The sequence below is a fragment of the Pseudomonas sp. NPDC089741 genome, from assembly GCF_044748825.1.
Lineage (GTDB): Bacteria > Pseudomonadota > Gammaproteobacteria > Pseudomonadales > Pseudomonadaceae > Aquipseudomonas > Aquipseudomonas helmanticensis.
Genome location: NZ_JBIVGT010000056.1, coordinates 1 through 11,401, shown reverse-complemented (window position 1 = coordinate 11,401; position 11,401 = coordinate 1). Strand labels below are relative to the sequence as shown.

The window sequence follows — 11,401 nt, the reverse complement described above, 5'->3', positions numbered from 1 at the left end:
AGGAGACGCCAACCATCAAGGCACACAGGCCGACTACACCCAGAAGGAAAATGGCAAAGCCCCAGTAGTGGGCCATGAGTCCTGTCGCTTCGGGCATGCTGGTAATCCTTAACAGAGAGCAAAGGTCTCTGAGCTTGATAAAGAAATAAGGCAGTGACGATATGTCGCAGCAATCAATCGCGCTGATTTTATGGCTAAACACCCTGCAAGTAAAATTCCTATAGCGAAATTATTTATTGGAATAAGCACATAGCGCATCTCCAATGCCCTGCAGCCCATGCGTAGCGGGCATTAGGCGGTTTTGCACGAATAATGTTTTGTAGGGAATGTAACGAACATAGTTGCGGCTAAATGATAATTAATATCGTTTGAGGTGGTTTTGTAACTGTTTAACGGGGTGCCAGTTGGGAAGTTGTCTTACTTGCACGTTACTGCAAGTAGCGACGGCGCCCGTTTTAGCCGATTTTTCTGATGCGTGTACCGCTCTGGATCAATGTTTTTGTCCGGGCGACGCCGATCCCTGTAGGAGTGAGCCTGCTCGCGATAGCGGTGGATCAGCTTGCACATGCGGAGACTGACCCAACGCTATCGCGAGCAGGCTCACTCCTACAGGGATTTGTGGTGTTCATCAAATCCTGGGCAAAAAAACGCCCCGAACCAGTCGGGGCGTCAGTTTTGCGGCTCTGCGGTTAGCTTTTCTATCCGATCCGCAGGGGCCGTTTGCTCAGGCGAATCAGATCAGTGGAACTGTTCTTCTTCGGTCGAACCGGTCAGTGCGGTTACCGAGGACGAGCCACCTTGGATCACGGTGGTCATGTCGTCGAAGTAGCCGGTGCCCACTTCCTGCTGGTGAGCCACGAAGGTGTAACCCTTGGCGGCGTCAGCGAATTCCTGCTCTTGCAGCTTCACGTAGGCAGTCATGTCGTTGCGGGCGTAGTCGTGCGCCAGGTTGAACATGCTGTGCCACATGTTGTGAATGCCGGCCAGGGTGATGAACTGGTGCTTGTAACCCATGGCGGACAGTTCGCGCTGGAACTTGGCGATGGTCGCGTCGTCGAGGTTTTTCTTCCAGTTGAAGGAAGGCGAGCAGTTGTACGACAGCAGTTGGTCCGGGTATTCCTTTTTGATCGCTTCAGCGAAGCGACGAGCCTCATCCAGATCCGGCTTGGCGGTTTCGCACCAGATCAGGTCGGCGTATGGCGCGTAAGCCAGGCCACGGGCAATGGCCTGGTCCAGACCGGCACGTACCTTGTAGAAACCTTCCTGAGTGCGCTCGCCAGTCACGAACGGCTGGTCGTACGGGTCGCAATCGGAAGTCAGCAGGTCAGCGGCGTTCGCGTCGGTACGGGCCAGAATGATGGTCGGGGTACCGGCAACGTCGGCAGCCAGACGTGCAGCGGTCAGCTTCTGTACGGCTTCCTGAGTTGGAACCAGTACTTTACCGCCCATGTGACCGCATTTTTTCACGGAAGCCAGTTGGTCTTCGAAGTGAACGCCGGCGGCGCCTGCTTCGATCATGCTCTTCATCAGCTCGTAGGCGTTCAGTACGCCGCCGAACCCGGCTTCAGCGTCAGCCACGATCGGTGCGAAGTAGTCGATGTAGCCTTCGTCGCCCGGGCCTTTGCCGGCTTTCCACTGGATCTGGTCAGCACGACGGAACGAGTTGTTGATGCGCTTGACCACGGTTGGAACCGAATCCACCGGGTACAGCGACTGGTCCGGGTACATCGATTCGGCGGAGTTGTTGTCCGCAGCCACCTGCCAGCCCGACAGGTAGATCGCCTGGATACCGGCTTTGACTTGTTGCACAGCCTGGCCGCCGGTCAGGGCGCCCATGCAGTTGACGAAATCTTTCTCAGGACGGAAGGACGGCTTGGCGCCCTGGGTGACCAGGTTCCACAGCTTCTCGGCGCCCAGTTTTGCAAAAGTGTGCTCAGGTTGAACCGAGCCACGCAGGCGGACGACGTCAGCAGCGGAGTAAGCGCGTGTCACGCCTTTCCAGCGCGGGTTTTCAGCCCAGTCTTTTTCGAGGGCTGCAATTTGCTGTTCGCGTGTCAGTGCCATGGAGATAAACCTCGTCGCGTCTTTATGAAAAGTTGTTCTGCGGTGGAAAATTCCTGCGCTCGCTGACCAGAAGCTTAGGTGGTCAAGTCGGATTCGGCGGGGTAGGCGACGGGATGAACGATGGGCTCGAGGGGAAGTGAGCAGGTAGTGGCGGACTGCGGGCGCATTCGGGCGTCGTGGGCCTCTATACGTTCTACAGTGTGGAGCCGGGTTACCTAATTACGCTTCCGTCCCTCGGGACAACTTCGTTCCAGTCGGCAACCTCGTCAAACACACCTTGTGGGCGGTACAGACACGAAGCGGTTCGCGGGGTAGGTGCGAACATCGCTTCGAAGGCCCTTGCCAGGGCCTCTGATTAGCGGGAGCGAGGCCATCATGCCTTCGCTTTTTTGCCTCGTCAAACGTTTTGTAGTGCTTTTTTTAAGGCACTACATCTTTCGTCTAATACGACTAATCAGTCAGTTTTCGGTGCTTTAGTCCAGCGTGTCGACTTTGACCCGCAAGGTCATGTCATCCCGGCCTTGAGTCGAGTAGCTGCGGGCCAGGCCCTGTTTATCGGCCTGCGTCTGGCTGTTGACGCCGGCGAGAGTGATCCATTCACCGAGGCGCCCGCTGACCGTTGTGTCGGTGCTTTGCACGTTCACTACATCGGGACGTTCCTGGCTCATGCGGTCATGGTTGGTACTGATCGCCAGGTGAACGATGTCGCCGGTGACGCTGGCGGTGACATAGAAACCCTGGGTGACGTTGCGGTATTGAGTCTGGCTGCTGTAATCGCCGTAGGAATTGCTCTGGCTGCTGGTGATCGGCACGCTTTGCCCGACTTGAATCAGCGCGGGCATGCCATCGGTGGCCTGAACTTGCTGGACGCCGCCTTCGCGGCTGGTGGTGCTGCGGCTGATGATGCGGGTCTGGTTCGGCTGAGCGCCGTTGACCGAATAACCTTCGTCGCCACGGCCATTGTTTTCATTGGTGTCGACGGTGATCAGCAAGCGCTTGGGCGCAGTGTCCAGTTGGATGATCAGCGCCTTGAGTTCCTGAATCTTGTCCGGCTCGGCTTTGATGATCAGTTGGTTGCCATAGGCGCTGACCTGACCGTCCTTGCCGAGGAAGTCTTGCGCCATCGGCAGCATGTCAGTGCTGGTGCGGTAATTGAGAGGCACGATTTCTGTGGCTGCCATCACCGAAAAACTGCAGCCGAGCAGCAGGGTGGTGAGCAGGGTGCGTAGGGACATGTCCGTTATCTCCGCTTTCGAAAGGCTTGATATTGCCAGTTTGTCGGCCTGGGGTGGGGCAAGTTGAATCGTAGACGGCAAAACGCCCCGGCATCGGAAGATGGCGGGGCGTGATCGTTCCCACGCTCGGCGTGGGAATGCAGCCAGTGACGCTCTGCGTCACATGCCGCAAGGGACGCGGAGCGTCCCAAGAGGCATTCCCACGCAGAGCGTGGGAACGATCAGGGCAGGGTTCAGGCCGAATGACGAACCATATCGACATGCGGAATCCCTGCTTCCAGGAACTCCTCACTGACCAGGCTGAAACCCAGGCGCTCGTAGAACGCCGTGGCCTGCACTTGTGCGCTGAGCATCTGCTGCTTCAGGCCGCGCGCTTCTGCTTCAGCGATAACCGCTTGCATCAGCGCATCACCGACCTTCATCCCGCGCCAGTCTTTCAGCACCGAAACCCGGCCGATGTGCCCATCCGGCAGCAGGCGTGCAGTGCCGATCGGAAAGTCGCCTTCAAACGCCAGGAAATGCACGGCGGTCGCGTCATCCGCGTCCCATTCAAGCTCGGGTGGCACCGATTGTTCGGCGATGAACACCGTTTCACGAATGCGCCGGATTTCGGCGATGTCCTTCTGCCAATCTGCGACACGTACGCGAATCTTATTCATCCGCGAACCCCAGGCTGCCTTGCTTGACCAGCTCGCACAGCAGGCCGCGACCGTCTTCGTCGTTCAGCCACTCACCGAGGTTATCGGTGTGCAGGGCGTCAGCGGCGCAGATCAGTTTCAGCAGCTCGCGCAGTTTGCCCGGCAGGTAACGGCTCTGGCCGCTGGCGAACAGCAGCAGGTCGTCATCGACTTCCGACCAGGCCAGGCGCGCGCTCGGGTTGCGGATCAAGATCGCGCCATCCTGCAGGGCGCTGAGGAAGTCTTCTTCTTCGACTTCTTCCGGGCCAACCACCAGCTCCGGATAGCGCGGCTCGGTCATGTACTGGCCGAACCAGGTCAGCAGCAGGCGCTCGTCGCTCATGTGTTCGGCGAGCAGGCTTTTCAGGCGGTCCAGCGCATCGTGCTGAATCTGATGCGGATCGGCTGCCGGTTGCGCGTCGGCATCGGTGTAGCGCTCTTCGTCAGTCAGGAACTGGCTGAGAAAGTCGGTGAAGTGGGTCAGCACTTCGGAAGCGCTCGGCGCACGGAAGCCGACCGAGTAGGTCATGCAGTTGTCGACCGCGACACCACAGTGAGCCAGGCGCGGCGGCAGGTAGAGCATGTCGCCCGGTTCCAGTACCCACTCTTCGGTCTCGTGGAATTCAGCGAGGATGCGCAGATCGGCGTGTTGCAGCAGCGGGCTCTCGGAATCGCACATCTGGCCGATTTTCCAGTTGCGCTTGCCGTGGCCTTGCAGCAGGAACACGTCGTAGTTGTCGAAGTGCGGACCGACGCTGCCACCCGGGGCGGCGAAGCTGATCATCACGTCGTCGACGCGCCAGCTCGGCAGGAAGCGGAAGTTTTCCAGCAACTCGCTGACTTCCGGGACGAATTGGTCAACCGCTTGCACCAGCAGGGTCCACTCTTTTTCCGGCAGTTTGCTGAACTCGTCTTCAGCGAACGGGCCGCGACGCAGTTCCCATGGGCGCTCGCCGTGCTCGATCACCAGACGCGATTCGACTTCTTCTTCCAGGGCCAGGCCGGCCAGTTCGTCGGCGTCGATCGGGCTTTCGAAGTCAGGAATTGCCTGACGGATCAACAGTGGCTTTTTCTGCCAGTAGTCGCGCAGGAATTCACGCGCCGTGATGCCGCCCAGAAGTTGAAGAGGAATATCGGAATTCATATGTAACCTATTGAAAAAAAGCACTTTTCAGACGGGAATAAAAACGCCCGGCGCGGCCGGGCGTCTCAAACGGGTCAAACGGTCGATCAGATACGTTTGGCTTGCGCTACAGCGTTACCGATGTAGTTGGCCGGAGTCAGTTGCTTGAGCTCGGCTTTCGCTTGCGCTGGCATGTCCAGGCCATCGATGAAAGTCTGCAACGCTTCAGGGCTGATGCCCTTGCCGCGAGTCAGTTCTTTCAGCTTCTCGTACGGGTTTTCGATGTTGTAACGGCGCATCACGGTCTGGATCGGCTCAGCCAATACTTCCCAGCAAGCGTCGAGGTCGGCAGCAATCTTCTGAGCGTTCAGCTCGAGCTTGCTGATGCCTTTGAGGCTGGCTTCGTATGCGATAACGCTGTGGGCGAAGCCGACACCGAGGTTGCGCAGTACGGTGGAGTCGGTCAGGTCGCGCTGCCAGCGGGAGATTGGCAGTTTGCTCGCCAAGTGCTGGAACAGTGCGTTGGCGATGCCCAGATTGCCTTCGGAGTTTTCGAAGTCGATCGGGTTGACCTTGTGCGGCATGGTCGACGAACCGATTTCGCCAGCGATGGTGCGCTGCTTGAAATAACCCAGGGAGATGTAGCCCCAGATGTCGCGGTCGAAGTCGATCAGGATGGTGTTGAAGCGCGCGATCGCGTCGAACAGCTCGGCGATGTAGTCGTGCGGTTCGATCTGCGTGGTGTACGGGTTGAAGCCCAGGCCCAGTTCGTCTTCGATGAAGGCGCGGGCGTTGGCTTCCCAGTCGATCTGCGGGTAGGCCGACAGGTGTGCGTTGTAGTTGCCGACAGCGCCGTTGATCTTGCCCAGCAGCGGAACGGCAGCGACTTGAGCGATCTGACGCTCGAGACGGTAAACCACGTTCGCCAGCTCTTTACCCAGAGTGGTCGGCGAGGCTGGTTGGCCGTGAGTGCGCGACAGCATCGGCACGTCAGCGAAACGGATGGCCAGTTCGCGGATGGCTTCGGCAGTCTGGCGCATCAGCGGCAGCATCACCTCGTCACGGCCTTCGCGCAGCATCAGGGCGTGGGACAGGTTGTTGATGTCTTCGCTGGTGCAGGCAAAGTGGATGAACTCGCTGACATTGGCCAGCTCCGGCAGCTTGGCCGCCTGCTCTTTGAGCAGGTATTCGATCGCCTTGACGTCGTGGTTGGTGGTGCGCTCGATTTCTTTGACGCGCTCGGCGTGCTCCAGCGAGAAGTTTTCAGCCAGTTCATTGAGAACGGCGTTGGCCTCGGCGGAGAAGGCTGGCACTTCAGGGATACCAGCGTGGGCGGCCAGGCGCTGGAGCCAGCGCACTTCAACCAGAACACGGGCACGGATCAGACCGTACTCGCTGAAAATCGGGCGCAGGGCCTGGGTTTTGCCGGCGTAGCGGCCGTCAACAGGGGAAACCGCAGTGAGCGAAGAAAGCTGCATGGGGTGTTCTCGGACAGTCGGGCAACGAAATGGGGCGCGTATCATACATGAAAAAATCCGCCGGTCCGTTGCCAACTGACCGGCGTATTACGCGTTACAGACTACAAAGCTTTTATTGCGCGGCGTTTACTCGCTGCGCATCAACGGATACAGCTCTTTGAGCAGCTTGCGCCGGCTGATCACCAACTGCCAGCGATGGCCGCCGAGTTGCCGCCACAGGCGCGCCGAACGAATGCCGGCGAGGAGCAGGGCGCGAATTTTCGAGGCGTTGCTCGGTTGCTGCAGGTTGCGCATGTCGCCGTGCACCTGAATGCGTTGGCGCAGGGTACTCAGGGTGTCCTGATACAGAGCACCGCAAGCTGCCACCACGTTTTCATGGGCCGGGCCGAAATGCTCGACCTGCGACTGAATCTGCGGCAGACGTTTGCCGATGGTGTCGAGCATGTCGTTGCGCTTGGCCAGTTGCCGCTCGAGGCCGAGCATCGACAGGGCGTAGCGCAGTGGCTCGCGCTGCAGTGTGCTCGGGTCGCGTTCCAGTGCCCCGATCAGCGCGCGGTAACCCTCGCGCAGATTGAGGTCGTCGCCGCCATAGACGTCCAGCGTGTCTTTCGGGTCGCGCACCAGCAGGCTGCCGAGCATGCAGGTCAGGCCGGCTTCGCTGGTCTGCCCGGTCTTGGCGATCCGGTCGACCAGCACGGCGGCGAGAAATACCCCGCCGAGCGCCGTCAGTTGTTCCTGAGTCGGACTCATGCCTGGCCGCTCCACGGCTCGGCGACTTCGATCACGCCGCCGCCGAGGCAGATTTCACCGTCATAGAACACCACGGACTGGCCCGGCGTCACCGCGCGTTGCGGCTCGTCGAACACAGCGCGGTAGCCGCAGGCGGTTTTTTCCAGAATGCAGGCCTGATCGCTCTGGCGATAGCGAACCTTGGCAGTGAGGCGCAGCGGCTGGCTCAGGTCGATCGGGTTGACCCAATAGATTTCCGAAGCGAGCAGGGCACCGGAGAACAGCCACGGATGGTTGTTGCCTTGGCCGACGATCAGCTCGTTGGTGTCGAGATCCTTGCGCAGCACGTACCACGGCTCATCGCCAGCGTCTTTCAAGCCGCCGATGCCGAGGCCCTGACGCTGGCCGATGGTGTGGTACATCAACCCGTGGTGACGGCCGATGACTTCGCCTTCGGTGGTTTTGATCTCGCCCGGTTGTGCCGGCAGGTATTGCTTGAGGAAGTCGCTGAAACGACGTTCGCCGATAAAGCAGATCCCGGTGGAATCCTTCTTCTTGGCGGTCGCCAGTTCGTATTTTTCGGCAATTTTGCGAACTTCGGGCTTTTCCAGTTCGCCGACCGGGAACAGGGTCTTGGCGATCTGTTCGCCGCCGACGGCGTGCAGGAAGTAGCTCTGATCCTTGTTCGGGTCGAGGCCTTTGAGCAGTTCGGTACGGCCGTCGATGTCACGGCGGCGCACGTAATGGCCGGTGGCGATCAGGTCGGCGCCGAGCATCATGGCGTAGTCGAGGAACGCCTTGAACTTGATTTCGCGGTTACACAGGATGTCCGGGTTGGGCGTGCGCCCGGCCTTGTATTCGGCCAGGAAGTGCTCGAACACGTTGTCCCAGTACTCGGCGGCGAAGTTGGCGGTGTGCAGCTTGATGCCGATTTTGTCGCAGACAGCCTGGGCATCCGCCAGGTCGTCCATGGCGGTGCAGTATTCCGTTCCGTCGTCTTCTTCCCAGTTCTTCATGAACAGGCCTTCCACCTCGTAACCCTGCTCGATCAGCAGGAGAGCGGAAACGGAAGAGTCCACGCCGCCGGACATGCCGACAATGACGCGCTTCTTGGATGTGTCAGAAGGGGCTGGATCACGCATAGGGATTCAATGAGTGTCTTGAAAAAGGACGCGATTCTATCAGGCTCACGGCCTCAAGGCTAAAGAGAAGGGCGGATCAGTTCGAGGCCGAAGTGATTGCCCGCCAGATAATCGTCGATGCAACGGATGATCAGCTCACTGCGCCAGTGGTCGCGCTGGGCGATTAATTCGTCGCGGGTCAGCCACTTGGCGCCGACGATGCCGTCGTCGAGCTGGTAATCCGGGTGATGTTTCACGGCTTTGGCGCTGAAACACACGCGTTGGTAGGTCACGCCGTTGCTCGGTGCGGTGTACAGGTAAATGCCGATGACGCCGGTGGGTTCGACGTCCCAGCCGGTTTCTTCGAGGGTTTCACGCACGGCAGCTTCGATCAGGGTTTCGTCCGGGTCGAGATGGCCGGCAGGTTGGTTGAGCACATTGCGCCCGGCCTTGTGTTCCTCGACCATCAGGAAACGACCGTTGTCCTCGACGATGGTGGCGACGGTGATGTGGGGGAGCCAATCCATAAAACCTTCCTCAATTCTGGGATTGAAATGCAATCCCTGTAGGAGTGAGCCTGCTCGCGATAGCGCAATGTCAGTCACCATAATTGTTGAATGGTATACCGCTATCGCGAGCAGGCTCACTCCTACAAGGGAATTGTGTGAGCTCTGGAAACACAAACCCCGGCACAGGGCCGGGGTTTGTTTGCCGCGCTACAACCTTAAACCAGCGCAGCAATCGCCGCGTTGAGGGTTGCGCTTGGGCGCATGGCCTTGCTGATCAGCTCGGCATTGGCGTGGTAGTAACCGCCGATGTCGACTGGCTTGCCCTGAACGGCGTTGAGCTCGGCAACGATGGTTGCCTCGTTCTCGGTCAGGGTTTTTGCCAGCGTCGCGAACTGCGCTTGCAGTGCAGCGTCTTCAGTCTGGGCGGCCAAAGCCTGAGCCCAGTACATTGCCAGATAGAAGTGGCTGCCGCGGTTGTCGATGTTGCCGACTTTGCGCGATGGCGACTTGTTGTTGTCGAGGAACTGGCCAGTGGCCTGATCCAGAGTCTTCGACAGCACCAGTGCTTTCGGGTTGTTGTAGTTCACGCCCAAGTGCTCAAGGGACGCTGCCAGTGCGAGGAACTCGCCCAGCGAATCCCAGCGCAGGAAGTTCTCTTCAACCAGTTGCTGCACGTGCTTCGGAGCCGAACCGCCGGCGCCGGTTTCGAACAGGCCGCCGCCGTTCATCAGCGGCACGATCGACAGCATTTTGGCGCTGGTGCCCAGTTCCATGATCGGGAACAGGTCAGTCAGGTAGTCGCGCAGTACGTTGCCGGTCACCGAAATGGTGTCCTTGCCTTCGCGGGTGCGCTGCAGGGTGAACTTCATTGCGTCGACCGGCGCCATGATCTGGATGTCCAGACCGGCCGTGTCGTGATCCTTCAGGTACGCCTGAACTTTCTCGATCACTACGCCGTCGTGAGCGCGCATCGGGTCGAGCCAGAAGATCGCTGGCGTGCTGCTGGCGCGAGCACGGTTGACGGCCAGTTTGACCCAGTCCTGGATCGGCGCGTCTTTGGTCTGGCACATGCGGAAGATGTCGCCGGCTTCAACAGCCTGTTCCATCAGCAGGGTGCCTTTGCTGTCGGTCACGCGAACCACGCCGTCAGCCTTGATCTGGAAGGTCTTGTCGTGCGAGCCGTACTCTTCGGCTTTCTTCGCCATCAGGCCAACGTTTGGCACGCTGCCCATGGTGGTCGGGTCGAAAGCGCCATTGGCTTTGCAGTCTTCGATCACCGCCTGGTAGATGGTTGCGTAGCAACGATCCGGGATCACAGCCTTGGTGTCGTGCAGCTGACCGTCGGTGCCCCACATTTTGCCGGAGTCACGGATCATCGCTGGCATCGAGGCGTCGACGATAACGTCGCTCGGCACGTGCAGGTTGGTGATGCCTTTGTCGGAGTTGACCATCGCCAGCGATGGGCGAGCAGCATAGACCGCCGCCATGTCAGCTTCGATCTGCGCTTGCTGCTCGGCCGGCAGGGCCTTGATGCGCGCGTACAGATCGCCGATGCCGTTGTTCAGGTTGAAGCCGATCTCGGCCAGCACGGCTGCGTGCTTGGTCAGAGCGTCTTTATAGAACTCGGCAACGATCTGGCCGAACATGATCGGGTCGGAGACCTTCATCATGGTCGCTTTCAAGTGAACCGACAGCAACACGCCTTGGGCCTTGGCGCTGTCGATTTCAGCAGCGATGAACGCGCGCAGGGCGTTTTTGCTCATCACGGCGCAGTCGAGGATCTCGCCAGCCTGAACGGTGGTTTTTTCTTTCAGAACGGTCGCAGTGCCGTCTTTGGCGATCAGCTCGATCTTCACAGCGTCAGCGGCGTCGATCAGGGCAGCTTTTTCGCTGCCGTAGAAATCGCCGGTGCTCATGTGAGCGACGTGGGACTTGGAGTCTTTGGCCCAGGCGCCCATTTTGTGCGGGTGCTTGCGCGCGTAGTTCTTCACCGACAGCGGTGCACGACGGTCGGAGTTGCCTTCGCGCAGAACCGGGTTCACGGCGCTGCCCTTGATCTTGTCGTAACGCGCCTTGGCGTCTTTGTCGGCGTCGCTGGTTACGGTTTCCGGGTAGTCCGGCAGGTTGTAACCCTGAGCTTGCAGCTCTTTGATCGCGGCTTGCAGCTGTGGAACCGAAGCGCTGATGTTCGGCAGCTTGATGATGTTGGCTTCAGGCGTAACGGCCAGGTCGCCCAGTTCGGCGAGGTGGTCGGCTACGGCTTTGTCGCCCAGTTGCTCGGGGAAGCTTGCCAGGATGCGTGCTGCAAGAGAGATATCGCGGGTTTCCCCGGCGATATCGGCCGAGGCGGTGTAAGCCTCGATGATCGGCAGCAGGGAATAGGTGGCGAGGGCAGGAGCTTCGTCGGTGAAGGTCTAGATGATCTTCGAGCGGGTGGGCCTGTTCGGAGTATCTGTGGCGGGGTT

8 protein-coding genes and 2 pseudogenes are annotated in these 11,401 nt (G+C 59.5%); all 10 read right to left on the bottom strand.

Annotated elements, in window-relative coordinates:
- Positions 1 to 97, bottom strand: a pseudogene (locus tag ACIPZE_RS28205) (NADH-quinone oxidoreductase subunit A); the annotation flags it as partial.
- Between the two features lie 641 nt (positions 98 to 738).
- Complete coding sequence (gene aceA, locus ACIPZE_RS28200; protein ID WP_008032724.1) at positions 739 to 2,064, bottom strand: isocitrate lyase; 1,326 nt, start codon at positions 2,062 to 2,064, stop codon at positions 739 to 741.
- 473 nt (positions 2,065 to 2,537) lie between these two features.
- Positions 2,538 to 3,299 carry a secretin N-terminal domain-containing protein gene (locus ACIPZE_RS28195; protein WP_400776685.1) on the bottom strand — a complete coding sequence of 254 codons (762 nt, stop codon included), beginning with the start codon at positions 3,297 to 3,299 and terminating at the stop codon, positions 2,538 to 2,540.
- A 233-nt stretch (positions 3,300 to 3,532) separates the two neighbouring features.
- On the bottom strand, positions 3,533 to 3,958 hold the full coding sequence (locus tag ACIPZE_RS28190) for a GNAT family N-acetyltransferase (protein ID WP_025108996.1): 426 nt from the start codon (positions 3,956 to 3,958) through the stop codon (positions 3,533 to 3,535).
- A complete protein-coding gene (locus ACIPZE_RS28185; protein ID WP_129394519.1) occupies positions 3,951 to 5,120 on the bottom strand; it encodes a cupin domain-containing protein in 1,170 nt (389 codons plus the stop codon). The genes ACIPZE_RS28190 and ACIPZE_RS28185 overlap by 8 nt, the downstream gene beginning before the upstream one ends.
- An 86-nt stretch (positions 5,121 to 5,206) precedes the next feature.
- The gene (gene purB / locus ACIPZE_RS28180) at positions 5,207 to 6,577 is read right to left on the bottom strand and encodes an adenylosuccinate lyase (protein ID WP_400776682.1); all 1,371 of its coding nucleotides are present in this window, start codon (positions 6,575 to 6,577) and stop codon (positions 5,207 to 5,209) included.
- 126 nt (positions 6,578 to 6,703) lie between these two features.
- Positions 6,704 to 7,327 (bottom strand): high frequency lysogenization protein HflD, encoded by a 624-nt coding sequence (hflD, locus tag ACIPZE_RS28175; protein ID WP_038362633.1) that lies wholly within the window; start codon positions 7,325 to 7,327, stop codon positions 6,704 to 6,706.
- On the bottom strand, positions 7,324 to 8,448 hold the full coding sequence (mnmA, locus tag ACIPZE_RS28170; protein ID WP_400776678.1) for a tRNA 2-thiouridine(34) synthase MnmA: 1,125 nt from the start codon (positions 8,446 to 8,448) through the stop codon (positions 7,324 to 7,326). Before mnmA ends, hflD begins: the two co-directional genes overlap by 4 nt.
- Before the next feature lie 59 nt (positions 8,449 to 8,507).
- Positions 8,508 to 8,954, bottom strand: a complete 447-nt coding sequence (locus tag ACIPZE_RS28165) for an NUDIX hydrolase (RefSeq protein ID WP_283435998.1) — start codon at positions 8,952 to 8,954, stop codon at positions 8,508 to 8,510.
- 197 nt (positions 8,955 to 9,151) lie between these two features.
- A pseudogene (locus tag ACIPZE_RS28160) lies at positions 9,152 to 11,359 on the bottom strand (NADP-dependent isocitrate dehydrogenase).
- Positions 11,360 to 11,401: the final 42 nt, after the last annotated feature.

Coding starts and splice junctions, on each gene's coding strand:
- aceA (WP_008032724.1), bottom strand. CDS start 2,064: ATGGCACTGACACGCGAACAGCAAATTGCAGCCCTCGAAAAAGACTGG.
- ACIPZE_RS28195 (WP_400776685.1), bottom strand. CDS start 3,299: ATGTCCCTACGCACCCTGCTCACCACCCTGCTGCTCGGCTGCAGTTTT.
- ACIPZE_RS28190 (WP_025108996.1), bottom strand. CDS start 3,958: ATGAATAAGATTCGCGTACGTGTCGCAGATTGGCAGAAGGACATCGCC.
- ACIPZE_RS28185 (WP_129394519.1), bottom strand. CDS start 5,120: ATGAATTCCGATATTCCTCTTCAACTTCTGGGCGGCATCACGGCGCGT.
- purB (WP_400776682.1), bottom strand. CDS start 6,577: ATGCAGCTTTCTTCGCTCACTGCGGTTTCCCCTGTTGACGGCCGCTAC.
- hflD (WP_038362633.1), bottom strand. CDS start 7,327: ATGAGTCCGACTCAGGAACAACTGACGGCGCTCGGCGGGGTATTTCTC.
- mnmA (WP_400776678.1), bottom strand. CDS start 8,448: ATGCGTGATCCAGCCCCTTCTGACACATCCAAGAAGCGCGTCATTGTC.
- ACIPZE_RS28165 (WP_283435998.1), bottom strand. CDS start 8,954: ATGGATTGGCTCCCCCACATCACCGTCGCCACCATCGTCGAGGACAAC.